The organism is Pseudaestuariivita atlantica, from assembly GCF_001205715.1.
Lineage (GTDB): Bacteria > Pseudomonadota > Alphaproteobacteria > Rhodobacterales > Rhodobacteraceae > Pseudaestuariivita > Pseudaestuariivita atlantica.
The window spans coordinates 1-24,584 of sequence record NZ_AQQZ01000021.1; the positions used below are offsets into that span (position 1 = coordinate 1).

Consider the following 24,584-nt stretch of genomic DNA (forward strand, 5'->3'; position numbering starts at 1 on the left):
GGCGCATAATGAAGTTTATGTTACATCGCTTGCTGTATCGACATCTGCACACGGTTTGCTAAGCCAAATCTGCTAACCAGCAGAAGCGTAGAGCAAATCAGTCCAATCCTTCAGGCCATCAATCCTGAGGGCTGTTGCTAGCATCGAAAGAAAATCCCTTCTTTCGTCTCGTCATCCAGGAGCGCGCGCCCCGGCATCTTCAAGATCCACCGTTACTTCCATCGACAACACGTCGCTGGGTCTGCCGTGGAAACTGCCCGTTACTGGAGCAACCTGCTCCATCCTTCTCGCGACGGCGACGGGTACGAGATTGGTGGAGCCGACCGACCTGTTGGTGGGATCAAACGGGATCCAGCCCGCTCCGGGAACGAACACCTCGACCCAGGCGTGTGTGGAACCGCTTCCCACTGTTCCGACCCAGTCCCCGGAGGGATTGGACAGATATCCTGATACAAGCCTGGCCCCGAAGCCTAGTGTCCGGGTGGCCTCGGCGAACAGCACGGCGAAGTCCCGGCAGGATCCCCATCCCCTGTCGAGGGTCTCCAGCGGTCCTTGCGTTCCCTCGGTTTCGCGGCTCTGATAGGAAATGCTGGCCGTGATGCCGTTGCTGATGTCCTTCAGCAGTGACAGCGTGTCTGTTGGCCGTGACATGACATAACTTTCAACCCACGCGGACAACCGCCCCGCGGCGTCCGCGTATTGCGGCGTCGCCAGCGAGCCGAGGTCGGTCCGGTCGTCGCTGGAATAAACAAATGGGTAGGAGGCAGCGTCGGCAGCGATCGGGAAAACCGGCCAGACAGGCGCGCTCAGGTCCACCCGCGCGCGCGACCGGATCGAAAGCGACTCCGTCATCTCGTCGAACTGTGCCGTCGTGATCGCATTGCCGGCAACGTCGTGTGACCAGTCGATGCGGGCCTCGGGACTGATCTTCAGGTCGAAAGACGTCAGACTGAGATCCCGGGTTTCCCGCGGACGCAACATCAGCCGATGCGGGCCGAGTGAAACAGCGGTGCGATACCGATAGCAGGTTGTGTGCGTGAGGGTGACCGATGGCATCGGCGCGACCTACGATAAACGACCGCCGGAACGTCGGCGCCCGTGTCCGCCACCCTCGGAGATCGCCGCGCGCCAGACGGAAGAAGCCTTGCAGCGCGAACATACTCGCTCACCGAACCCTTCGCTCCAGAAGGGCGACCGGCACTTCAGGCAGACACGCTCGGCGGCAATGTCTGCCGTTGCTCTGGTTGTCTCAACTTCCGCGTCTGTGGATTTCATCGTCATTTGCGCTCCTCTCGTTTTCGCAGCCGCTCCATGTCGCCAATTGCGCGCTTGATGAGTTTCTGAATGCGTTCATCGCCGGCATCAGGCGTTACCGCATACCGTTCGAGAAGGAACCGCCACTTCTCCATCACCTCGACCCATGTCCGTGCAGGTTCCGCCAATATCTGGTCTTCGAGACTTCCGAGATGCGGTTGTGCCAAGGGCATCAAGGGCGGCGGGTCGTTCGCAGGTCGCCGCCGCATTTCCGTCTCATGCCTTGCGGTTGCGGTCCGGCGAGCGTCGAGATGGATCGGGGCATCGGTCATGACAGCGCCCTGGCGGCAACATCGGAACCGCTCCCAGCCGGACAGGATAGTCGGGCTCCCGACACAGCACTCATTCCCCAATCCCTGGGCGCCCGCTTCCGACGCGCGGTCCGGAAACGCTTGATCTGCTTCTTGTGCTTTGCCGATCAGCCAGGCTTGCTTCCCGTGCGTCGTCCCGCCGTCCTTTAGGCTGAGCCGAGTAGAGGTCGCGAAGTTCAGCCTCTGCCACGCCGTCCGCTTGCATGACGAGGCGGATCATCGGGTCGGCCAGCATCTCCTCGAGGAAGTAATCCATCAGAGCCTTGCCAGTGAGCTTGTCCTTTGCGACCGCATGCTCCAGCTCAGCCAGCGGCACCGTAAGCGTTCGGTCTAGCCCGGGATGCGAGGCTCGGGGATGGAGGCGCACAAGCACGGACGATGTCCATGTGCCCGGTTCGATCCAGTCCACGGGCTCGATCAGCTGGGTCTCGATCTCGTATTCGCCGGGCGGCAGGGTTTCGTTGAAACTCGGAAGCTGGAACGGGCGGAGAAATACGGCAGTCGTTTTGATCGCGGTGGTCATCTCAATTCTCCTAGATGGTTTCAGATTGCGAATTCCCCTGCAGAGAGGCGGACCAACCGTCTCGCCAGCTGGCCGAGGAAGGGCAGACCGATAAGGACCGGCGTGGACACGCCGCTGCCTAGTTTCGAGAACCGGACGGGGCCTCGGCGGGGTTGTCCTCGGCATCCCATGTCCAGACGTCGAATTGCGTCAATGTATTCGGTCCGAATGTCTGCGTCAGAGGGACATCGGCGGCGTCGCGACCGTGCGCGATCAGAATCCTCCCCACGCGTCGGCTGTTGTTCCGCGGATCGAATACCCACCAGCGGCCGCCCAGAAAGACCTCCATCCAGGCGGCGAAATCGTCAGGCGGATGAGGCTTTGGTTGGCCAAATTCGCTCAGGTAGCCGGTGCAGTAGCGCGCCGGAATGTTCAAGCAACGGCAGAACGCGATGGCCAGATGGGCGAAATCCCGGCAGACGCCGTTCCGTCCGGCCAGCGTTTCGGACGCTGTGCGTGTCGCGCTCGCCTGCATATAGTCGAACGAGACCGAGGAATGCACGAAATCACAAATCGCCTGGACGCGTGCCCAGCCAGTCGGGGTGTTTTCGAAGAGTCGCCAGGCTTCTTCCGACAGAAGATCGGTGTCGCAATAGCGACTGCCGAGAAGGTAGACCAGCGTTTCGAAAGGCAGGTCCTGAACGGCGTGCTGCGCGGCCTCGGTCGCTGTCGGATCGGGCAATCCGGTGTCGCGAAAGATCCCGTCGGTGGACAGGGTGAAGTCCCCCGCCGGCGCCACCATCCGCGTGCACCAGTTGCCGAACCCGTCGCGATAGCTTTCCAGCGGCACGCTCGGATGCGTCACGAGATAGTCGGCACGCTCGAGATCGCCGAAGCGCGAATAGTGCACGTTCAGCATTGCAATGAGCGGCGTCGGCTGGGTCAGCCGGTAACGAAGGCGACAGCCTATCCGCATCCGGATGCCGGGCAAGTCGCCGTGGTCCGATCGTGGCGCACTATCGTCCAAGAACGCACTCCCCATCCGCGAGTTGAAAGCCGCGATCGCAACGCCATGTGTTTCCCGTTCGATCGAGATGCGCGTTTGCCGGAAGGTCGATCTCGATACAGGTGGTGTCGACGGTCTCAAATCCCCGCTCACAGCGCCATCCCGGCCCGTAGGACGCCATGTCCAGAAAGGCGTTCGCCGGAAGCGCGATGGGATCGCAACGGCCATCGATTTCAAAGAAGCCTCGTTCGCAAGCCCATTCGTCACCGTAGTCCGCATTGGTGAGATACCCGTTCTCGGGAACGGCAATCGGAACGCAGGTGCTGGAGCTGGCGGTGAAACCGCGCTCGCAGGTCCATCCGGAGCCTGAGGTATCGTCGGATAGATAGGCGTTGTCTGGCAGCACGATGGGAACGCAGGTCTCGCGATCCTGCCGGTAGCCGCGATCGCACTGCCAGTCGTAGCCGGAGGATCGCAGGAACGCATTGTCGGGTACCGGGATCGCTGCGCAGGACGTTCCTCCCGCGTCTTCGTACCCGCGACGACACGCCCAGCCCGAACCGTAGGACCGGCCGGTTGCATAGGCATTCTCCGGGATGTCGATGGCGACACACTCCTCACCATTCACTCGGTACCCGAGCGCGCAGTCCCAACCGCCGCCATAATTTCGTGCCTCCGCATTCTCGGGCATCGGTCCGGTGCCGTCTTGCGCGAGGACCGGAAACGCCAGGGAGGCGATCATGCTGGCCGCAACTATCACTGCCCTGCCGAGGCCCGGCGTCGGGATCCGTGATCTGACAGTGGCGATGAAACCGCTCATCCCTCGTCCACCGCAGCTTCCGGGCGCTCCGGCGACGCATCGACGTCAAGAGAGGCCAGGCAGGCCTGCGCGATGTCGCGGTCCGGCGCTTCGGCGCCGGGCACAATCGCCCAGCCGGCCTCCATGAGCGCATTTCGGCGCTGGTAGGTCTGGGTATCGCGAATGACCGCAAGCTTCGCCGCGCGGTCCGGATCGGCCTGCGCCATGTCGAGGCAGACCGGCACCATGGCTGCGACGACGTCCGTGCGGGACATGGCCATCGCCCTGTCATGCGCTGTCCCGCCCGTCACCCAGCCGCCCCACGTGAAGCCGCCGATACCGACGACCGCGGCACCGATCACGGCACCATAGATGCCGGGTTTGAGCCATTCGGGAGTATTCATTGAAGTATCCTCCTGCGGAGAAAGCACCGCCTCGCTGTGAAAGCTTGTCCGGGTCGCAGTCAGCTGCCGGACCAGCGCTGTCTTCCGCGTCAGGCTCGAAGCCGTCTGCCGTTTGATGTCAGGCGGCCATCCGCTCCGGGCGTCGCGAATAAGATCGCCGTCGTGACCGCCGCCCTTTCTTCGCTTTTGGAGCGTCTCCGAGACCTTCCCAGGCGCGGCCTCCGGCGATTTCGACACGCATGCCAAGCACCTTCTCGATGGCCTTGAGTTCCGCCACTTCGTCGGCGGCGCAGAACGCGACCGCGCGTCCGTCGCGGCCGGCACGGGCGGTGCGCCCGATCCGGTGTACGTAGTTCTCCGGCACATTCGGTAGATCGTAGTTGTAGACATGGCCGACACCGGGGATGTCGATCCCGCGTGCCGCGACATCCGTCGCGACGAGGACGCGCACCGATCCGTCCTTGAAGGCGGCGATGGCCCGGTCACGTTGCCCCTGGCTCTTGTTGCCGTGGATCGAGGTGGCCGCGAAACCGGCCCGGTCGAGGTTCTTCATGAGCCGCTCGGCGCCATGCTTCGTGCGCGAGAAGACCAGCGCGCGGTCGTCACGGTGTCCGTCCAGCAGTTCGATCAAAAGACCCTGCTTCTGGTCCTTGGCAACGAAATGCACGCTGTGGGAAACCTTGTCGGCAACCTTGCCCGGCGGCGACACCTCGACGCGGATCGGCTTGTCGAGGTAGTGCCCGGACAACTCTGCCATTGCCTTCGGCATCGTGGCCGAGAACATCATGGTTTGGCGGTCCTTGCCCAGCATCGGCGCGATGCGGCGCAACGCATGGACGAAGCCGATGTCGAGCATCTGGTCCGCTTCGTCGAGGACGAGAAACCTTGTCTTCCCGAGATCGACGGCCCGGCGATCCATCAGGTCGATCAGCCTGCCCGGCGTGGCGACGAGGATGTCGGTGCCGCAGGCGAGCTTCTGGGCCTGTGCGTTTATCGACTTCCCGCCCACGACGAGTGTGATGCGGAGATCGGCTGTCAGCCCCTGAAGGCTCTCGACGATCTGATTGGCCAGTTCACGCGTTGGTGCAAGGATAAGCCCGCGTGCTGATTTCGGCGCGGCTTTTTCCTGAGCTTTGGAAAGTGCCACAACCAGCGGAATGCCAAATGCAGCGGTCTTGCCCGTTCCCGTCTGCGCGATCCCGAGGATGTCCCGGCCTTGCAGCGCATAGGGGACGGCTTTGGTCTGGATCGGCGTAGGTTCGGTCAGCCCGAGGCTCTCGAGCCGCGAGACCATTCGGGCGTTCAGCCCGAGTTCATTGAAGTTCATGTCAGTCCTTGTCCGGATCGGAGTCCGGCATTGCCGACGGACGCCTTTGCGTTCGTTCGGACGGGGTGCGCCCGAGGCAACTGCCCACGACACCGAATTGTGCCGCAAGCCGCCCTGAGCGGCGTCGCCCCTACGTGATGTGGGAAAACATTACGTCACAGCCTGGGGCGGCCCTTAAGCCGCCTGCTCACGCGGCAGAACGATGACGCATAGTTTACTTGGGGTCTGGGTAGAGCTTTGTCAATGGCGAACACAGCCGGACGATCAAGAGGGCAACAAGGTCTATTCCATCGTTGCTCGGAAAGCGTTAAGGGTTCAGTGTGCTTTGCACCCCTACATTTTCGGCGGCATCGTTCGCGGAGCTTTCCCCCGACGGCGCGAACGGTCCATTGTGATCGGGCTTCGGGTCAGGGAGATTGGGATCGGTCTGCGTTCATCGAACCCGAGTAGAGATGGCGCAACTGCGCTTCGGACACCCCATCGGCCCGCATAACGAGTTGCTCCATTGGATCGGCCAGCATCTCTTCGAAAAAGACGTCTGACAGCTGTTTCCTGGTAAGCTTATCCCTCGCGCGGGCTTTGTCTAAATCCACCAGCGATGCCAGAAGACTACGCGTCAACCCCGGATGAGACACACGCGGAAGCAGGTGGATCATCACGGAAGCCTTCCAGGCCTCTGGGTCTCGGTGATCCGGGGGCGAGGCGAGCTCGGTCTCGATACCGTACTCACCCGCAGGAAGTGTTTCATCGAAGCCGGGCATCTTATACGGCCGATCAAAGACCACAACGCTTTTGGTCAATGTGTTGTCCATGGTAGTGTGTCCTTTCATTGAAATGGTCCGGTCGCGACAGCGAGTAAAGCGTCGTGCAGGGCTCGGGTCAGGGCACCTTGGGACTTGGGGGCCCCGGTTCAGCAACCCCGTCTGAAGCATTGATTTCTGGCCAAACATGACGGTGCTGGTTGGCCGCGTAGATCACTCGGGCTTATACCAACTTCAGGATTGGTCGGGGTCTGGATTCTTTGTAAACTCCATTTTCTGACAGCCCGTGACGCACGACTTTTTCGACATCGGGCGCGCTCATCGCCCGCATGAGTGCGCTGTAGTCCATGCCGATTTTCATCTCGGATCCGACGGATACGTTGGCGTTGCCCGTGTCGATAACGGTGTGGTCACTCGTCGCACCGATGAACCCGACTCCTGAAGGAAACTTCAAACCGCTCGCGTCCGTGTCCTGCTGCCCAACGGCAAGGATGGAGCGGTTTGTTTGGCCGACATTCGAAACCAGTTCGAGCTTTCTATACTCCAGCGGACTCGGTTTCGTCGGCATTGAGCTCGGATTGTGCCTTGCCTCGATGACTTCGGCAAAAAGAGCAAATGTATCTGTGTGAAGGCCGTCGATCGGTTTCCCTGAAACGGGGTCGGTGCCCAACAGGATCGCCTCACCCAGGCGGAGGTTGTTGACTCGCCCGGTTGAACCTTCGCCAAGCGCCCATGGCAAATTGGCTGATCCACCTCCTGAAACAAGCTCGACAAAAGGTCCGCAAGCGCCTTCGACTTGGTCGGCCAGCCTCGAGAGCATGGCCATGTCGTCGCCGGTCGGTGCCGCGCTGCCCATGCAGGCAAAATTCGCAGCGATGCCTTTGAGCGTGACACCAGGTGTTGCGATGACGTGAGCGGCGCACTCGTTGAGGTTCTCCGGCAAAATGCCTTCGCGCATATCCCCCATTTCAGCCACTAGGATAACATCGTGCGAGGCACCCAGTTTCTTTGCGGCGGCGCCAAGCTTCCGGATTGTGTCCAACTCCGTGTTGTAGCTCGCGTCACAATGCTGGATTGCGTCTTCCATCTCGCTAAGCAGCGGCGCGCGGATCATCGAAATTGGGCAATTGATCCCTGCGGTCCGCATCCGAACGACGTTTTTTATGCGTGCGTCGGCCAGACCGACAACGCCACCGTCAAGCATGGCCCCGGCGACGTCAGGATGCCCGCAGAATGCCTTGGTTACGCCGGTAACCGATATGCCACGGTCGCCAAGGCGGCGGACGAGACATCGCGCGTTTGCCTGGATCTTGCCAAGATCGATTTCCACCCGCGGCGAGGTCATTCCGCGGCCGCGAGAGGCACGGGCCGTAACTGCGGAAAGGCGGCCAAGACCATGTCGCTCAGGTGCACTTCCGGCCGGGTCAGCGCGTCCGTCACCGGAATGCCGAGGTCGCGTGAAAGACTGTCAATCGCACGAATGACCTCGGTGCCCGTCATCGCTTCGTGGTTGAGTGTGATACCAATCACCCGTGTGTCGGCAAAAGCTTCGATGAGGGCGATCTCGCTTTTCGGCCTGGGCATCGGCATGGCGGGAAAGTCGCAGCGATGGGCGCGTTTGGGCGCATGTTGAAGGACAACACCGTGCGGCTGGCTGCCGCGCAGAATGAATGCCGAAGTGCAAAAGGCCGGATGGCTGAGCGCGCCTTGCCCTTCGATCAGGATGACGTCCGGATCGTCGCCGTGAGACGCCGCAACAATCGCGCGTTCCAGTTCTCCGCAGCAAAATTGTGGTGGCACGGCGTCCATGGCGACGCCGTATTTTGCGCCTTGCATGAGCCCCGTCTGGCCGGTGCCGACGAGGACGGTCTTGATACCACGCGCGTTCAGTTCTCTGGCCAGAATGGTTGCTGTGGTCCGCTTGCCGATTGCACAATCCGTTCCCAGCACGGCAATGCGGATTGCCTTAACCTTGGACACGCTTCCGTCAAACAGGCGCATGTCCTTGCTTGGGCGTGGCTTGCGGATATCTCGGATCGTCACGTTGGACGCGTTAGCAGCGCCCGAGATCTCTGGATCATCGCCGAGGAATTCGTGCAGACCACTGACGATGTTCATGCCGAGTGCGATAGCATCCAGCACGACCCCGCGATCTGCGGGTGACATCTTTCCCGTAGAGGGGGCCATGCCATAAATCAACGTGTCGGGGATATAAGCTTCACGCGTGACCGCAGCCTCGAGGTCTTCAAGTATGGGAATGCCGTTGCTCACTTTGTCCAGCACCTGCCCGCTGTCACGCCCTTCAAGTAGGCCGTCGATGACCGCTAGAATGCGGTAGGCCTGGCTGTGACGGACAAGCCCATTCGCGGTCTTGCCGTCGACCTGCCCGAAGTTCCCCTCGCAATAGACAACCGCTGTGGGCACACCGTTTGTTATAGCTTTTTTGCCGTAAGACTGGCGGTATGCGGATACATCAGGTGGAGCTTGCGGCCCCATCGTTGTCAGCCTCGTCATCGAGTTTTCTACATTGTCCGATTCCATGATTATTCCTTTCCCAAGCGGGTTTTCCCGGATCCGATCACATGAAGCGTTCGGGCGGGTGAACCGTGTTTCAATTTTGATTGCGAGCGTTAGTCGTTAAGGACGCATCGCCCCTGCGACCGCTGAAAGTTCCTGTGGCACTCCCAGCGGTTTCCCGATCTGTCGAGATGCGCATTGTCAGGGAGTTCGATCTTTGTGCAGCCGTCGTCGGACTCTGCAAAGCCGCGATTACACTTCCAGCCCGGGCCATAGCTCGCATCGTCGAAATATGCGTTCTCCGGGACGACGACAGCCTTACAGGTGTCATCGCGTTCAAAATAGCCTCGCTCACAGGTCCATGGCTGCCCGTATCCGGCTCCGTTCAGAAAGGCGTTCTCCGGGACCGCGATTGCGACGCATGTGTCGCCTTCGACCTGGTAGCCACGTTTGCAAAGCCAAGCGGCGCCATAAGAGTCAGCCGACAGATACGCATTGTCCGGCACAACGACTTCCAAGCAAATGTCGTCGACCTTCATGTAGCCACGAAGGCAGTTCCATCTTTGTCCCGACGAGTCGAGATAGCCGCCTTCGGGAACGACGACCTCAAAACAAGCCGCGTCATCGACCTCCTGAAATCCGTGCAGGCACTCCCAGCCCTTGCCATAGGTCCGGTTGGTGGCGTAAGCGTTCTCAGGAACGATGATGGCGAGACACGCATCGCCGTCACGCCGGTACCCACGATCACATTCCCATCCGTCGCCATAGCTTTTGGGCTGCGCATTCGCGGGCATCGGGGCCGATTGAGATTGGGCGAAAGACGGCGATCCGATCGCGATGAACGCGACGAAGACGAGCGCGAGGAGTTCCGCGGAGGCCTTTGCAGAGCGGGACCACACCATGTCAAGCACCCCTGCGATGCCCTTGGACGAAACGCGCGACGGTTTGAGACCACTACGATGCATCAAGCTCGAGACCTTCGATACATGCCTGCGCCAGATCGCGGTTCGGGCCATCTGATCCGGGCATCGTCGCCCAGCCTGTTTCCATCACGACGTTGCGACGTTGCGACGTCGATGCCTCACGGATTGCAGCAATCTGCGCCACCCGATTTGGATCTGTTCTGGAGATCTCGAGGCAGACGGGAACCAACGCCGCGATGACTTCATCTTCTGCCATAGCGGTGGCGAATTCGTCCGCGCCGCCTCTTGTCATCCATCCGCCCCAGGAAAATCCGACGATGCCGACAAACGCCGCGCCAAGGAGTGCGCCGTAGATGCCAGGTTTCAGCCATTCAGGTGTTGTCATGTCGTGTCCTTTTGCGGGGAAAGCGCCGCTTCGCTATCATTGGTGGTTTCGGAGAGTGCTCGATCACATGCCATCGCATGTTCAAGATCCTCCTGTGTGGTCATTTGCATCGTCGTTTGACCCGCATTGCTGCCGCGCCCCCGGACCATCAGGTATGTCCCTGTGCGCCGGTAAGCCTCGAAACTGAGGCCTTGTATTAGCTCTTCCTCAACAACGATTTCATACGTTCCGGCTGGAAGCTCCCGCTGGTTGTCGCCAATCGTGAAGTCGTTTGAAAACGTCACCATTGATCTGGTCGAACGCGTGAGCATCCCGGGTCTCCATTGAATAGAATGCTGGACTTTCCACCGCCGCCACCGTGGCACGCGTCGAAAAGAACACCTCGTCGCAACAAGGCAGTTGAGTGCACACTATGCGAACCTTCGCAATGCGATGCTGATCGAGGTTAGCCCTGGTCGGGTTCTTTGCTGTCAGTATGAGAGGCAAAGCCGATCCGCGGCTTCAAACACTTGCTTGCAAGTCTTTGCCTCAGTCTCACGCCGAAAGGAAACCCATGTCCGCCTCAGACGTCCTTCACCCGGACGGCAGTGACTACGATGCCTTCCTCTTCGCCGAATTGGGGGAGGACCGAACCGGTGCAGCCGTGACGGTCTTGTCAGCGCTTGCGCGCCTTGACCTCGAGCCATGGACCGAGGCGCGTGAGCTTTCACGTCTGGGCCCGGAGGACGCGCAAGTCCGACTGACGACGCATTTTGAAGCGATAACCGACATTCCGGCGCTGGCGCTGGCTTGCGAGAGCAGAGCGGCAAAGCTGGTTTTAATGCTGCCAAAACGCGCACCGCTTCGTGTTTCGAAACCACTCGAAGCAGGCCCCAACAATTTTCCGAAACTATCAATCTCCTGGACAACCATGGCCCTCATTGGGGTCTTGGTTCTAACGTGGTTCTTCTACCTGGCTCAGACGGGCTAACCTGCGTCAGTGCAAGGACACCGAGAAACCGGATAGGTGAACCAATCCACCGAATGTCATGGTGGTTTTTTCCGAGTAGCTCAGAGGCGCGGGGCACATGCAGTTCCTTCATAGAACTGTATGAATTCTGCGCCTCTTATTCTCGGAACGTCCAGGAAAGGGCAATTCCATGAGTGAAGAAAACCAAACCCAGGAAAACCAGACCGTGAAACACTTGGCCTCCGTCAAGGCTGCCTGGGACAAGGCACCCGAAGGCCCCAAGAAGGCCGCAGCGCTGAAGCACTATCAGGCCGCTGAAAAGGCCCATGAAGCTGAAAACGACGAAGAGGCGCACAACGAACTCAAGCAAGCGAGCCGCGCACTGATGTAATGTCGGTATGCCTGCGAAAAGACGTCAGGGCCGCCCAAACTTAGGGCGGCTTTTTCACGGCAAGAGAGGCCGCGACTGATCGAGATAGGCGGGATCGAAATCCGCCAACGCAACCAGTCCCTCGTAGTCATCGAAGGTGACCAGTCCGCCCTGAAACGTAACAAGCCCGCCTTCGCGGAGTTTGCGAAGGACGCGGTTGACGTGGATGGCACTTAACCCCAAAGCATCAGCCAGATGGTATTGCGTGAGCGGGCAGGCATAACCTTCCCTGCTTCCCATACCGACAAGCGACAGTCTCACGCCAAGCTCCAGCAGGAAATGCGCCATGCGCGCATCCGCGTCGCGCCGCCCCAACCCAACCAGATGCTCGACAACCATCGCTTCGTCGCGTGACACGGCCCAGAGAATGGCCGTTGCCAGCCGTGGTGTCTCTGCGAATGCTTGCAAAAGGTCGCTCACCTGAACTTCCGCAGCTTCGATCTCGACGATTGGCTCAATCCCATGATCGGACGTGTGCAAAAGCACGCTGCGCAGCCCCAGAAAATCCCCCGGTATCTGGAAATCAACGATCTGCCGCGTCCCGTCAGCCTGTATCTTGTAAGAAACGACCCAGCCCGCCGCCAGGATGTAGGCCGCCTGTTCCGATTGACCTTGATGCACAAGGTCACGTCCTGCGGAAAAGGATTTCCGTCGCTCATGCAACCGCTCCAGCACGCCAAGTTCCGACGCCGAAAGCTTGACGAATGCGGAGAGCTTTCGCGTGAGCGGGCTGGTTTCAACTTTCATAATTGGCTTCCTACGAACCTGCGAATGCGCCCAAAAGAATTCTCCATAGAGACTGCTTTCGATCAGTGCGGACGATAGAAAGCACTATGACTGTGTCAAAGGGCGTCACGATCTCACCCGTTCACCATTCGACGAACGAAAAAGGAACGCTACGATGTTAGACCAACAAGACCCGGCGGGCATGGCTGCCCTCTCGATTTGCGAGGCCTTGCTGCTTGCCCTGCAAGATCGCAACGTGCTTCCGGAACGCGAGATCGTCGGTATTCTACGCGATGCTGCGGAAACTCACGAAAACGCTGACGGCTCGGATTCGGAGCGGCAATTGCATGCCGCAACCGCCGGTTTGATCAACGAAATCCTTGAAGAAGGAAACCTGACACGCAACTCTTGAGACTGTCTGGGCGAACCTGAAGTCTTCCGACGCGCCTGTCAGTCTTGTGGCGCATCGACCGGCTTGGTCCCCGATACGGGGCCTTCGTCATTGTTGGGCGTTGATTTCGTTTCTTTTTCTTGCAAGGCCTTTTTGTCGGCGGCCTCTTTCCTTGCCAGGTCGTTGAACGACATATCGGCTTTCCTTTGCGAACTGCCAGGGTACCTGGCAGCCCGTCAGTCATAGAGGATCGTTGCCCCTTTGGCAAAGGAAACCCCGGTTGCCCGGCAACGGGTGCCTTGTAATCCTTCCGGTTGATGACCACATACTTAGTGCTACTGACCTCCATTCGACATTCTGTTTTCCTTCACCGGCTCACAGCACTCGACATTGTCGTAAGAAGCCGGGCTGCCGCATGTTGCGGGCAGCGATCACAAAAGGAAAATTCACATGGCCAATGGCACAGTGAAATGGTTCAACACCACCAAAGGCTTCGGCTTCATTGCACCGGAATCGGGTGGCAAGGATGTGTTTCTCCACATCTCCGCACTCGAGAAGTCCGGGATGACCACCCTGAACGACGATCAGAAGGTGACCTTCGATGTTGAGGCTGGCCGTGACGGCCGTGAAAGCGCAACCAACATCGCGCTCGCCTGATCTTTGCAAGTGGGCGCTCCTTCGGGGCGCCCCATCGTCATGACTAAGCCCGCCACGACGACCCAACCGCAACGCGATGCCTCGGAATGGTCACGCCTTATGGCGCCATACCGCACACCGAACCCGACCCGAAGTCTGTTTGAGCTGTTCGTGACGGTTGCGCCGTTTGTCGCGATTTGGGCCGTGGCTTGGTGGTTGCTGTCGGTCAGCACGGTGCTGGCCGTCATTTTGGCATTGGGAAACGCGGCCTTCTTGGTTCGCCTTTTCATGATCCAGCACGATTGTGGCCACGGGTCCCTTTTTCGCAGTCGGCGCGCTTGCGACTGGTTGGGACGTGTCATCGGCGTGGTGACGCTGACGCCCTATGATGTCTGGCGCAAAAATCACTCGGTCCACCATGCGACAACCGGCAATCTGGACCGTCGCGGCATTGGCGACTTGCCGACGCTGACTGTCCAGGAATACCGGGAAAGAGGGTGGATCGGCCGAGTCACGTATCGCCTTGTGCGCAATCCCGTCTTCCTGTTCGGGGTCGTGCCGTTTTATACCTTCTTCCTCCAGAACCGGCTACCGGTCGGTCTGATGCGATCAGGGTGGCGCTATTGGATTAGTGCGCTCGCGACAAATGTTGCGATCGCGATAGTCTTGGCGATCCTCGTCTGGCTCGGCGGTTGGTATGTCCTGTTGTTCGTGTTTCTTCCGACGATGCTTCTCGCCGCGATGGCCGGCATGTGGTTCTTCTATGTTCAGCACCAGTTCGAGGAAACCAGCTGGCAACGCGACGAGGACTGGAACATTCAGCAAGCAGCCCTAGAGGGAAGTTCGCACTATGCGCTTCCCGGAATTCTGCGCTGGATCACCGGGAATATTGGCGTCCACCACATTCATCACCTGGCGAGCCGAATCCCGTTCTACCGCCTGCCCGAAGTGCTTCGTGACCATGACGCGCTTGCTAATACGAACCGTGTGACCCTGCGGGAAAGCCTGAACTGCGCGCGCCTCGCGCTCTGGGACGAGTCCGGAGGGCGGCTGGTTACATTCGCCGAAGCGCGGCAGTTACCGGCCTGATCTGGAATCGCACCCATCACGCCAATTACCATTTTCGGAGAACACCAACATGACACGTTTCAGCACGGAAGCTCGTACGGCCACGGGTCGCGACCTCTTCAAAGATAGAAAGAAAAAGAAGGCGTCGGAACGGTCGTCGGATAAACCGGCGGCGGTCCAGCTGGGTGAGTACGGCCGCTACCAGATCAAGTCCGGGCGCCTTTCCGGGGAATTCGTGGCCAGGGCTTTTCCGAAACCGCCGACGAACGCCCGCGGGATGATTGCCGAAGCCACAGGCGCGACGGAAGAGGCCGCGATCGCCGCCTTGCACGACGCCATCGACGCACGGGAAACCCGCAGAACCGACGATCGTCGGGCCGATCCGGCAACGGGTCTTGCCGTTCCGAGCACCGAGGAATTCGTCGAAGCGGTCGCCCAGGTCGCCCTATCGCGCCCACAACGCGCCATGCTGCTCGCTCTCGCTTTGGCCGACGATGCAGGGTTGTCGGAGGTACGCGTTGCAAGCGCTGCAGGCTACAAATCGAACGCTTCGGCCAATCGCGCACTAGCGTCGGCCGGGCTATTGATCGCTAGTTACCTTTCACTCGAAGCAACTCCGGATGCTGCGACCAGCGACAACGACGGAACGATGTTTCTTGGGTACCGAGGCCGGCAAAGAAACGATGAAAACCCGGGAAACTGGATCCTTCACGCTGAGCTGCGCGAAGCAGTTAGGTCTGCAGCATGAATGACATCGCCCGAACGCGCGTTTCGATGCCTGAGGGGCCAGCAGCATGGCCCTGATATGGAGCAGGTGCGTCGGGATGTGTCAGCCGGGTTGGCCTGTCCAAAGGTTCAAGCGCACCATACCTCCGAAGACGGCCGCACGTAGCGCGAAATCGCGCGATCGAAACATGAACACGATCTGCACACGCTGTCATATAAACACCTGAAAACGATCGTTAATCACCACCATCCATCACTGGACGATCCGTCAGATTGTCGCTTTCCACATCCTGAAGCGCCCCTGCCCTGTCACTTCGCGGATCAAACCGCGTGCTTCCATCCACGTCAGATTGCGCTGAACCGCGGCGCGACTAGCTCCGGTCATGGCCTCAGCCATTCGGGCGGACACCAAGGGCCACTCAGAGAAAGTTTTTCGCAAGGCGACCGGCGTGCGGCCAGACAATTGCGCCATGACGCTTTCTGCTTGCCCGGTCCACGCTTCAATACCATCAAGTGTTCGCACCGCCTTTAAGATCCCGCTGTTCATCCCATCCAACCAGCGGGCCAAGCGTTCGGTTGGCGAGCCCGAGGCACGCAGCCACCCTGCCCCGCTCATGGCGAGCGGTGCAAATACAGCACCCCTTCCATCGCTGGCAGCGATCCTGGACGCGGTGACGGCGGCTTCGATCTGGTCACCCTGCCCACCGAGGCCCGCCAGACTCCAGAGATGAAAGCCCATGCAAGCCCGCGTGATCGGGTGGAGCTCGGCTGCGGCGGCCATGACGTCCAGCCATCCGCCCGCGCGATCTTTGAGCCGCTCAGCGCTGTCTTCGATGGTCTCGGGATCGCGGCGATCCAGGAAGGCGGCCAAGTCAGCCTCCGGTCCGGGACCGCCAGTCAGGCGCCGAGCAGCCCATCCAACCGTTGCCAGTGCATTTGGGTCATCCTGTGCGCCCGAGAGCCGCATCGATACCCAGAGCGCCAGACGATCAGAACTCACCCGATCCCCTGCGAACCAGCTGAGGTCCGCCGCCTCGATGAGGGCTAGGCGATGACGCCAGCCTTCGGGGCCACGCAGCAACCGGTCATCCAGAGCACCCAGGCGTCCAGCCACGCGTGCCAGTCGCGCAGCGTGTAGACCCTCTGCCTTTGCCCAGTCATCGACGACAGCAGTTTCGGGCGGTTCCGCCCGCGGCCCGGGAGGCAAATCATCCGGTTCTTCTTCGAGTGGCCCCGGCAGAAACCAGAGATCCTCCTCGATGGTGATGTAGGGGTCGTCAAAGTCATCAGTCAAAGTAGACGCTTGCATCTTCATATGTGCAAAATACTGAGCTTCTGCACATTACCCAAGCGTTTTTGTAGCCGCTGCCTGCGCTCTTCATATAGTACGCGCGCGCGACTGCCGACGGAACCTCTCAGTTCGCGCTCAGCAAAGGGAAACCAAGGGATTGTGCGCCAGCGCGTCGAGAGAACACTTGCTTGCATTCGTTTACAAACGGTCGTTTAGTAGCGATACCTTAAATTGCAAACGGCCCGATTTCATGCCCCTGATAGGCTACGCCCGTGTTTCCACAGAGGATCAGACCCCCCTGCCCCAGTCTGAGGCCCTGCAAACTGCGGGTTGCGTCGAGATCTTTGAAGAGCACGCCTCGGGCGGCAATCGCGCGCGACCGGTGCTGGCACGCGTGCTCGAACGTGTCCAGAGCGGAGACACGCTGGTCGTTGTGCGGATCGACAGGCTTGCGCGGTCTCTGTCGCACTTGTTGGAGGTGATCGAACGTCTCGAGGCCAAGGGGGCTTTCTTCCGCTCGCTCCAAGACCCGATCGACACATCCTCACCACAGGGCAAGTTTACGCTGCAGGTTCTGGGCGCCGCGGCCGAGTTCGAGCGCGCTCTGATCCGCGAACGCACCAAGGCCGGGCTTGCCTCTGCGCGCGCCAAAGGGCGCGTTGGTGGCAATCCTGGGCTTCGCACCAAAGACCCCGCCGCGCTGCGTAAGGTGCGGCTGGCACGACAGGACGGCTACATGGAGCGCCTCAACGAGACCGCGCAGGATTGGGTGCCCCACGTGCGCCGCCTGCGCCCGGATATGGCCTGGGAAGACGTCCTGCGGATCATCAATGGCCCCCTGCCCCGAGATCGTCGCTGGACCCAAAGCCGCCTCTTGCGCGCCGTGAAAGCCTATGTGCGCGACGGGTTCCTGACTGACGAAGTCCTTGGCCGCGCCGGACGCCGCAACACCGACGACCGCCTGCCTGCTATCGTGGCGGCCATTAAGGGCGCGGATCCAGACATCACTCTTCAGGCAATCTGCGACCGGCTAGAGTCGATGCGTGAGCGCACCCCTAGAGGTCGAACAAGTTGGCAGCCGTCCTCGGTCAAGATGTTGCTCGAACGAGCGGAGCGTCTTGGACTGGTTGGCCAATAGCGAAGCTATTCGGCAGGTAGCATGGAATGTCAGTTTGAAGTGCGTCCAGTCTCGAAACTTGTTCCATGATGGAAGTGCGCAGTATTTCGGGTCCTACTGTAACCTTGTTTTTCTGTGCCTTGGCCTTCTGCTCTTTGCTTCGCATACGAACCCACGCAAATGGGGGTTCTCCGAGCGTCGCATAATGGTGTTCTCCCCTGCCCTCTTTCCTCCGTTGTTTCGTTCGGCGTTCGGCGTTCGGCAGATTAAGGTCGAAGGTTCCTATCTCAAGCGCGTCATCACAACTCCACCTTAGGATAACTGCAATCATCAATTGTTGCCTCGAGTTCGACGCCACAAGATCAAACTGGCAAACGTCGCGGTCATGGTCTCCAACTCAACCATCGATATCCACGCCACTGCTGGCTTTGTTGTTGGTGTTGACCCTCAACCTCAACGCATTGTGTCCTCGGTCGCTCTCCTCCTGGTCGCTTAGGGGGATGCTGTTGGCTCTGGAAGAAGAAGAACCGCTACACCATTGCCGAGTACCTCCCGCTGACAATCTATGATCATGGCTTCAATGGTAATGTCCGCAAGAAAGCGACCAGAATGACCTGACATTGCCAGCCAGCGCTTTCGACGAGGCCATGAGAATCGGTCGGTCCGATTCTTCTGGGGTCGTCCACGCAATCGCATTCCTGGCAGGTGAACCGGTTGTATTGATACCATCGGTCATGCAGATCGTTTTCTGGAAGATCCCGCGAAATGCAAACGGGTTCGAAAATCGATCTCGGGCGCCAGTACTTTGGTTTCAATGCGGGCGGGATGATCTTTGACAGCCGTGCAACGTCGAAAAGATAATATAAAGCAATGTGTTATGGAAAAAATCGACGTTTTGCTGCTGTCGGGAGTGCTGCTAAAGTATTACGGTGAAGCAATATCTTGTGCTCAAATTTGCTTCGCCCACGTTCTATTGTGACAGTGCCCAGAAGGTTCTGTCGCGGCATGCCCGATTTGACCGCCCAAGAAAATCGTTGTGGATAAGCCGATTCCGGTTTAAGTCACAGTTTAACGATAGAAATCGCACAAAAAGCGATATTAAGCGAGGCGGCGGCATGGGAGCAGCACCATTCCATGGCATTGAAGGGGATACACCCTTCGACGAGATCATCCTCCAGCAAGGCGAGCTGATCTCTGATAGACTCAATATATTGCGTCAGGAACAATATCCACCCGACGCACAAAAGGGCTTGCGCCAGTTCTCGCTCGCCGAGGTCGCCTACTACCTTGGTGTCACGCAATCCACTATCAAGAAGCTTCACTTGGAAGGCAAAGGCCCTGAGCCGGAAACGTCGTCCTCAGGCCGCAGGTCCTATTCCGCCGAGCAGATGCTCGAGCTCCGGGCCTATCTCGATGCTCATGGTCGTCCCGGCAAACGCCGCTACCTCCCCCACCGGACAGAAGGCGAAGAGCTTCACGTCATCTCTGTCGTCAACTTCAAGGGCGGTTCGGGCAAGACTACGACAGCATCTCATCTCGCCCAGCACCTTGCCTTGAAGGGGCATCGTGTTCTCGCGATCGACCTTGACCCGCAAGCGTCGCTGACGGCCCTACATGGCATTCAGCCGGAGTTAGACTCTGTTTCTTCGCTCTACGAGACTTTGCGCTACGACGATGAGCGCCGGCCCATCAGCACCGTGATCCGGTCCACAAACTTCCCGAACCTCGATATCGTTCCTGCGAGTCTCGATCTGCAGGAATACGAGTACGACACGCCCGTCGCGCTGACGAGCCGTGATCCTTCCGAGGGTCGTGCATTCTTTACCCGCATCTCTAAGGCGCTCGAGGAGGTCGAAGATCGCTATGATATCGTCGTGATCGACTGCCCTCCTCAGCTCGGATATTTGACTCTAACTGCCTTAACAGCGTCTTCGTCGGTGCTCGTCACGGTCCATCCACAGATGCTGGACGTGATGTCCATGAGCCAGTTCCTCCTGATGCTTGGCGGTATCCTTCAAACGATCCGTGAAGCCGGTGCCGAGATGAAGCTCAAATGGTTTCGCTATCTCGTCACCCGCTTTGAGCCAACCGATGGACCCCAGAAGCAGATGGTGGGTTTCTTGCAGGCCATGTTCCCGAACCAGATGCTCGAAGCGCAGATGGTGAAGTCCACAGCGATCTCCGATGCGGGGATTACGAAGCAAACGCTTTACGAGGTCGAACGGGCGCAATTTGTACGATCCACTTACGATCGTGCCATCGCTTCCCTGAATGCCGTGAACGACGAGATCGCGGGTCTCGTCCACCAAGCATGGGGGCGCGACATCCCATGATTTTGACAGCCGTGCAGACCAGTTTTGACAGCCGTGCAGATGAGAAATTCCAGATTGATTTTGGGAGGGCGAGATGGCCAGGAAAGACCTGCTGAAATCCGTGATGGGCGATGCAAGCCAGGCAAAGCCCGGTGCGGAACGCTCAAGCTACGCGATGCGCGGCGCGTCGAAATCCATGAAGGTTTCCATCGACAGCCTGGCCGAAAACTCCAAGCGACTGCTTGAGGGCGAAACCATCGTGGAGATCGACACGGGTCTCATTGATGCGTCTTTCGTCAATGACCGGCTGAGCGGTGACGATGAAGCCTTCGAAGAGCTCAAGCGCTCGATCTCGGCCAGTGGCCAGGACACGCCGGTGCTGCTCCGTCCGCACCCGGAGTTGACCGGGCGCTACATGGTGGTTTTCGGGCACCGCCGCGTGCGCGCCGCCCGAGCCTTGGGACGTCCGGTGCGGGCCGTGGTCAAGGACATGGACGATGTCGCGCACGTCCTTGCGCAGGGCCAAGAGAATACCGCCCGCGCCGATCTTTCCTTCATCGAGAAAGCGCTGTTCGCCAAGAACCTTCGCGACCTGGGTCAGGAGAAGGACGTGATCCAGCAGGCGCTGACGATCGACGGAACGCTCCTGTCGCGCATGCTTTCGGTCGCGAGCACGGTGCCAAGCCACCTGATCGAGGCCATCGGACCGGCCAAGCAGATCGGCCGGGACCGTTGGGAAGACTTCAAGAAGTTGATGGCGGAAAAGGCCAACCTCAAGGTCGCCGATCGTATCCTTGGATCGGAAGGCTTTGATCAGCTCGACAGTGACACGAAGTTCGAGATCTTGCACAGCAAGGTGGCAGAAGCGGGCAGGGTGCCCAAGCGTCGCAGCGCCAAGACGGCACCTGCCAAGCGCACCTGGACGGCTGGAGAAGGCCGGATCAAAGGCGTGATTGGTCGTGCAGGCCGGGCCTACAACATCTCGCTGACATCCAAGGATTCCGCGGCGTTCGGAGAGTTTCTCTCGGAGAACCTCGATGATCTCTACGCTGAGTTTCTCAGAAAAACTGAGGAGACATCGACATCATGACCTGAGGCAAAAGAAAAGCCCCCAAGCCGATCCGGCCCGAGAGCTTATCCGATTAGATTAGACACCTACTGGATACGGCTCCCGCGAATCACTGTCAACGAAAGAACGTCGTTTAGGCGAACGGGATCCTTTTGCCTCCATAAACCACGGAGGTGAAATACAGGCATGACACAGAGCGGTTGGCGTAAGCCGACGCCGGGACTTCTACAAGCCGAGCGCTTTGCAGAAGTTGGCGAACGGTTATCTATACCCAAATCCCAGGCGATCGTTGCGGTGAAGAAGGTCGCGGCAACGATTGGTCTGAAGTCGCAGGACTTGCTGCTTCTCGATACGTTTGGCGCGGTCACGCAGGCGCAAGATTGGGAAGAGGGCAGGCGGCCCATTGTTTGGGCGTCGAACCATTTCCTTATGGAGCAGACTGGCTTTTCGCTGGCGACATTGCGCCGTCACGTGCGGCGGCTGTGCGAGGTTGGTGTGATCTCCATGAAGGACAGTCCCAACGGCAAACGCTGGGGTAGGCGGGACGAGGATGGCGTGATTGTCGAGGCATATGGTTTCGACCTGTCGCCTCTTGCAGCGCGTGCGGAGGAGTTCGAGGCGCTCTATGCGCATCTCCAAGCAGAACGTAGCGCCTGCGCCAGCTTGCGCAACGCGATCACGGTCACAAGGCGCATGATCCGCGCCAAGATCGAAAAGGCGCTGGAGGCGGGCCTGCGCGGTCCCTGGCGCGACCTCGAGGAGACATTTGACGGGCTCCTGAAGGGCCTGCCTAGGCGCTCCGAGAGGGCAGAAGGGTTGGAAAGCTACCTGTCTCGCATCAAGGCATTCCTTGTCTCGGTGGAGCAAGCTTTCGAGGCGGCCTTTGATTGGCCCGATCGGTCTGACGCGAGTTCGGCCGGCAGCGCCGATTCAGAGGCCAGTAAATCTCAATATATGACACCCACGAGTCTCGAAATTGAAACCCACATACTAACTACAAATGAACCTAATCCTGTAAAAAGTAATCGCTTTGAAACAAAGCACGTGGCCGGACTTGCGCGAGAAGGGCAGGGGGCAGAGCCCGTTGAGAGCACGGAAGAAGTTGATCTAGACATCAACTGGAGCACCCATAGTCAAAACGGTGCATCAAAACGTGGATCTGACGTCGATATCCCGATGTTGATGGCCTCCTGTCCGCATTTTGCAGAAATGGCGCGGGCAATGGGTGGCTACCTGCGAGACTGGAACGACGTGCACCGGGCGGCGGCCAATCTTAGGCCCATCGTGGGCATCTCGGAAGATGCGTGGAACGTGGCCAACAAAGTGTTGGGGCCAGCCGCTGCAGCGGCTTCCATAGCCCTTATCCTCGATAAATCCACCACAGGTGAGGTCAAATCACCCGGCGGATACCTGCGCGGGCTCGTAGAACGGGCGCAGGTTGGCGAATTGCACCTTGATCGCAGTTTCTATGGCCGGCTGGGCGGACTGGCTACGTGATGGATGGGAAAGCAGGTGTTCTACACTCAGCGTTTGAAGTGCGGTGTGCGGAGGTTGCCACCCTTATTCTCCGCGCCTTCTGCGGTGTTTTTGTTGTCTTGCGGAGATTGTGCCGTATAATCTCCGCAAAGAGTGCGTAAAATATGACCTACATCCACGAAATCCCTGATTGGCCCCAGTTTACCTGGGATAAGGCCAAACTGTCTTCACAACTTGCTGCGGTCCGTCACCGCCAAGGCAAACTCTTGGGGCGCATGGAGGGTCTTGGCTTCGATCTTCGCAACGAGGCGATGCTCAGAACACTGACCAGTGATGTCGTCAAAAGCAGTGAGATCGAGGGGGAGGCGCTCGACAAGGATCAGGTGCGCTCGTCCATTGCGAAGCGGCTCGGGCTCGAAATTGGTGGACTGATCCCGTCTGATCGCCATGTTGATGGTGTCGTCGAGATGATGCTGGACGCGACCCAAGCATATGACCAGCCACTGGATGCGGAGCGCCTGTTCGGTTGGCATGCGGCTCTCTTTCCGACCGGGCGAAGCGGAATGACCCGGATCAGGGTGGGAAATTGGCGTGACGGTCCGATGGAGGTTGTATCAGGACCCTATGGCCGCGAACGCGTGCATTTTGAGGGGCCTGCGGCCAACCGACTGGACGGGGAGATGGCGCGGTTTTGGGAATGGTTTGACCAGCCCCCCGAAACAGATCCCGTCATACGTGCCGCCATCGCTCATCTGTGGTTTGTCACCATCCACCCCTTCGATGATGGCAATGGGCGCATTGCGCGCGCGATCGCAGACATGGCCTTGGCGCGATCGGAAGGCAGCGCCCAGCGGTTCTACAGCATGTCGACGCAAATTCGGCAGGAGCGGAGCGACTATTACGATATGCTCGAGAAAACGCAGAAAGGCGGGCTTGATGTCACGGCGTGGCTCGTTTGGTTCCTGGCTTGCCTGGACCGCGCATTCGATGGTGCCGAGATCATCCTTGAGGCCGTGTTCCGGAAGGCGCGGTTCTGGGAGAAATATGGTACGGCGAACATAAACGACCGGCAACGAGACATGCTCAACCGCCTGCTGGATGGATTCGAAGGAAAGCTCACGACGTCGAAGTACGCGAAGCTCGAAAAATGCTCACAAGACACGGCCTATCGCGACATCCTCGATCTGATCGACTTGGGAGCCCTTGAGAAAGACGACGCTGGTGGACGCAGCACCAGCTACTCCCTGACGGCAACCTAAAAAGGCTTGTCACAGGCGAAGCCCCAGACGCCGACACGACGCAAGTATCAGACAAGCACCGGTGAAGTTTGCCGGTCTTTGATTACCCTAAATCGTTGATAAGGCGTGACAATCAGCAGACTTGAACACTTCTTTGCCGATGTGCGTTGCCGATCTTGAGGTGCTGAGTGCAATGAAGATGAACCGCGGTTCTGACGGCCTCGGAAGTCCTCGGCCTGTGCCTCCGGGCTGGCAGAAAGGGAAAGTGTCCTTCGGGTTTTGTGACTGACTTAAGAGGGCCTTTGGGGTCCCTCAGACGGGTCCGGGCCGGGTTCCGGCCTGTCTTTCTCACCCACACACGAAAGGACGCCAGCCATGGCCCGATCCCGCACGCCAAAATTCGATGCCTCCGAGGTCATCACAAACGAAATCATCCGTATCATCGAGCGCGGCGTTCTGCCGTGGCGCAAGCCCTGGACGGCAGGCGGCAGCTCACGCCCCCTGCGCGTGGGCGGTGAGCCCTACCAAGGGGTCAACAACTTCCTGCTGACCATGCGCACCGTCATGGCGGGCCATAGCTCGCCCTTCTGGATGACGCTGCCGCAGGCCAATGCGTTGGACGCGAAGGTTCGCAAGGGCGAAAAGTCCTCTGTCGTCGTCTATTACGGCCAAAGCCGGAAAAACGCCGGTGGCGAGGACGATCACGGGGAGAGGGATGATCGCTCCGAGGAGGCCCGCGTGTTCCGCTTCCAGAAATCCTACCGCGTGTTCAACGCCTGCCAGATCGATGGCTTGCCCGACAGCTTCTTCCCCGATCCGGAGCCAGCACCCGAGCATCCGCCGTCCGAGCCCATTCCGCACATGCAGGCGTTTTTCGATGCCATCGACATCACGACCGTCTTCACG

28 protein-coding genes are annotated in these 24,584 nt (G+C 59.4%); 12 read left to right on the top strand and 16 right to left on the bottom strand.

Features of this window, described 5'->3' with window-relative positions; genetic code table 11:
- Positions 1-171: 171 nt before the first annotated feature.
- The 13 genes from ATO11_RS19800 to ATO11_RS19860 form a co-directional block, all read right to left on the bottom strand.
- Positions 172-1,056, bottom strand: a complete 885-nt coding sequence (locus ATO11_RS19800; RefSeq protein WP_050532646.1) for a transglutaminase family protein — start codon at positions 1,054-1,056, stop codon at positions 172-174.
- 221 nt (positions 1,057-1,277) lie between these two features.
- The gene (locus ATO11_RS19805; protein WP_050532647.1) at positions 1,278-1,586 is read right to left on the bottom strand and encodes a hypothetical protein; all 309 of its coding nucleotides are present in this window, start codon (positions 1,584-1,586) and stop codon (positions 1,278-1,280) included.
- Positions 1,587-1,656: 70 nt separating this feature from the next.
- Positions 1,657-2,148 carry a hypothetical protein gene (locus tag ATO11_RS19810; RefSeq protein WP_207382997.1) on the bottom strand — a complete coding sequence of 164 codons (492 nt, stop codon included), beginning with the start codon at positions 2,146-2,148 and terminating at the stop codon, positions 1,657-1,659.
- A gap of 118 nt (positions 2,149-2,266) precedes the next feature.
- On the bottom strand, positions 2,267-3,109 hold the full coding sequence (locus ATO11_RS19815; protein ID WP_050532668.1) for a transglutaminase-like domain-containing protein: 843 nt from the start codon (positions 3,107-3,109) through the stop codon (positions 2,267-2,269).
- Between the two features lie 34 nt (positions 3,110-3,143).
- Positions 3,144-3,953, bottom strand: a complete 810-nt coding sequence (locus ATO11_RS19820; RefSeq protein ID WP_050532648.1) for a hypothetical protein — start codon at positions 3,951-3,953, stop codon at positions 3,144-3,146.
- On the bottom strand, positions 3,950-4,336 hold the full coding sequence (locus ATO11_RS19825; RefSeq protein ID WP_050532649.1) for a hypothetical protein: 387 nt from the start codon (positions 4,334-4,336) through the stop codon (positions 3,950-3,952). The genes ATO11_RS19820 and ATO11_RS19825 overlap by 4 nt, the downstream gene beginning before the upstream one ends.
- A 118-nt stretch (positions 4,337-4,454) precedes the next feature.
- A complete protein-coding gene (locus tag ATO11_RS19830; protein WP_050532650.1) occupies positions 4,455-5,663 on the bottom strand; it encodes a DEAD/DEAH box helicase in 1,209 nt (402 codons plus the stop codon).
- 407 nt (positions 5,664-6,070) lie between these two features.
- Positions 6,071-6,475 (bottom strand): hypothetical protein, encoded by a 405-nt coding sequence (locus ATO11_RS19835; RefSeq protein WP_050532651.1) that lies wholly within the window; start codon positions 6,473-6,475, stop codon positions 6,071-6,073.
- A 172-nt stretch (positions 6,476-6,647) separates the two neighbouring features.
- The gene (locus ATO11_RS19840; RefSeq protein WP_242601477.1) at positions 6,648-7,754 is read right to left on the bottom strand and encodes an alanine/ornithine racemase family PLP-dependent enzyme; all 1,107 of its coding nucleotides are present in this window, start codon (positions 7,752-7,754) and stop codon (positions 6,648-6,650) included.
- Positions 7,755-7,765: 11 nt separating this feature from the next.
- The gene (locus ATO11_RS19845) at positions 7,766-8,965 is read right to left on the bottom strand and encodes an N-acetyltransferase DgcN family protein (RefSeq protein WP_242601478.1); all 1,200 of its coding nucleotides are present in this window, start codon (positions 8,963-8,965) and stop codon (positions 7,766-7,768) included.
- An 89-nt stretch (positions 8,966-9,054) separates the two neighbouring features.
- Positions 9,055-9,843, bottom strand: coding sequence for a hypothetical protein (locus ATO11_RS19850; RefSeq protein ID WP_050532653.1), 789 nt, complete (start codon positions 9,841-9,843; stop codon positions 9,055-9,057).
- Positions 9,844-9,895: 52 nt separating this feature from the next.
- Complete coding sequence (locus ATO11_RS19855; RefSeq protein WP_050532654.1) at positions 9,896-10,249, bottom strand: hypothetical protein; 354 nt, start codon at positions 10,247-10,249, stop codon at positions 9,896-9,898.
- Positions 10,246-10,560, bottom strand: a complete 315-nt coding sequence (locus ATO11_RS19860; protein ID WP_050532655.1) for a hypothetical protein — start codon at positions 10,558-10,560, stop codon at positions 10,246-10,248. The genes ATO11_RS19855 and ATO11_RS19860 overlap by 4 nt, the downstream gene beginning before the upstream one ends.
- Before the next feature lie 242 nt (positions 10,561-10,802).
- Between ATO11_RS19860 and ATO11_RS19865 the strand changes: the two genes are divergently transcribed.
- Together ATO11_RS19865 and ATO11_RS19870 are read left to right on the top strand one after the other, a co-directional pair.
- The gene (locus ATO11_RS19865) at positions 10,803-11,219 is read left to right on the top strand and encodes a hypothetical protein (RefSeq protein ID WP_050532656.1); all 417 of its coding nucleotides are present in this window, start codon (positions 10,803-10,805) and stop codon (positions 11,217-11,219) included.
- A 169-nt stretch (positions 11,220-11,388) separates the two neighbouring features.
- Positions 11,389-11,589 carry a hypothetical protein gene (locus ATO11_RS19870; RefSeq protein ID WP_050532657.1) on the top strand — a complete coding sequence of 67 codons (201 nt, stop codon included), beginning with the start codon at positions 11,389-11,391 and terminating at the stop codon, positions 11,587-11,589.
- Between the two features lie 54 nt (positions 11,590-11,643).
- On the opposite strand, the gene ATO11_RS19875 is transcribed toward ATO11_RS19870, so the two are convergent.
- A complete protein-coding gene (locus ATO11_RS19875) occupies positions 11,644-12,375 on the bottom strand; it encodes a Crp/Fnr family transcriptional regulator (protein WP_050532658.1) in 732 nt (243 codons plus the stop codon).
- Positions 12,376-12,529: 154 nt separating this feature from the next.
- Here ATO11_RS19875 and ATO11_RS19880 point away from each other — a divergent pair, with 154 nt between their 5' ends.
- A complete protein-coding gene (locus ATO11_RS19880) occupies positions 12,530-12,766 on the top strand; it encodes a hypothetical protein (RefSeq protein ID WP_050532659.1) in 237 nt (78 codons plus the stop codon).
- Positions 12,767-12,804: 38 nt separating this feature from the next.
- Here ATO11_RS19880 and ATO11_RS22520 read toward each other — a convergent pair whose 3' ends face one another.
- Complete coding sequence (locus tag ATO11_RS22520; RefSeq protein WP_278044306.1) at positions 12,805-12,939, bottom strand: hypothetical protein; 135 nt, start codon at positions 12,937-12,939, stop codon at positions 12,805-12,807.
- 256 nt (positions 12,940-13,195) lie between these two features.
- Between ATO11_RS22520 and ATO11_RS19885 the strand changes: the two genes are divergently transcribed.
- The 3 genes from ATO11_RS19885 to ATO11_RS19895 are packed head-to-tail and all read left to right on the top strand — an operon-like array spanning position 13,196 to position 15,197.
- Positions 13,196-13,402 carry a cold-shock protein gene (locus ATO11_RS19885; protein ID WP_050532660.1) on the top strand — a complete coding sequence of 69 codons (207 nt, stop codon included), beginning with the start codon at positions 13,196-13,198 and terminating at the stop codon, positions 13,400-13,402.
- Positions 13,403-13,441: 39 nt separating this feature from the next.
- Positions 13,442-14,470, top strand: a complete 1,029-nt coding sequence (locus tag ATO11_RS19890) for a fatty acid desaturase (protein WP_050532661.1) — start codon at positions 13,442-13,444, stop codon at positions 14,468-14,470.
- A gap of 49 nt (positions 14,471-14,519) precedes the next feature.
- Positions 14,520-15,197 (top strand): hypothetical protein, encoded by a 678-nt coding sequence (locus ATO11_RS19895; RefSeq protein ID WP_050532662.1) that lies wholly within the window; start codon positions 14,520-14,522, stop codon positions 15,195-15,197.
- Between the two features lie 246 nt (positions 15,198-15,443).
- Here ATO11_RS19895 and ATO11_RS19900 read toward each other — a convergent pair whose 3' ends face one another.
- Entirely contained in the window at positions 15,444-16,490 is a 1,047-nt protein-coding gene (locus ATO11_RS19900) for a hypothetical protein (protein WP_082176492.1), read from the bottom strand.
- Positions 16,491-16,716: 226 nt separating this feature from the next.
- Between ATO11_RS19900 and ATO11_RS19905 the strand changes: the two genes are divergently transcribed.
- The 6 genes from ATO11_RS19905 to ATO11_RS19930 form a co-directional block, all read left to right on the top strand.
- A complete protein-coding gene (locus tag ATO11_RS19905) occupies positions 16,717-17,604 on the top strand; it encodes a recombinase family protein (RefSeq protein WP_050532663.1) in 888 nt (295 codons plus the stop codon).
- A gap of 1,094 nt (positions 17,605-18,698) precedes the next feature.
- A complete protein-coding gene (gene repA, locus ATO11_RS19910) occupies positions 18,699-19,916 on the top strand; it encodes a plasmid partitioning protein RepA (RefSeq protein WP_050532664.1) in 1,218 nt (405 codons plus the stop codon).
- A 73-nt stretch (positions 19,917-19,989) separates the two neighbouring features.
- On the top strand, positions 19,990-20,985 hold the full coding sequence (repB, locus tag ATO11_RS19915) for a plasmid partitioning protein RepB (RefSeq protein WP_050532665.1): 996 nt from the start codon (positions 19,990-19,992) through the stop codon (positions 20,983-20,985).
- 165 nt (positions 20,986-21,150) lie between these two features.
- Positions 21,151-22,461, top strand: coding sequence for a plasmid replication protein RepC (gene repC, locus ATO11_RS19920; RefSeq protein ID WP_050532666.1), 1,311 nt, complete (start codon positions 21,151-21,153; stop codon positions 22,459-22,461).
- 143 nt (positions 22,462-22,604) lie between these two features.
- Positions 22,605-23,699, top strand: coding sequence for a Fic family protein (locus ATO11_RS19925; protein ID WP_050532667.1), 1,095 nt, complete (start codon positions 22,605-22,607; stop codon positions 23,697-23,699).
- A 354-nt stretch (positions 23,700-24,053) separates the two neighbouring features.
- Positions 24,054-24,584 (top strand): ArdC-like ssDNA-binding domain-containing protein (locus tag ATO11_RS19930; RefSeq protein WP_134643179.1); only part of this gene is annotated, 531 nt, incomplete at its 3' end.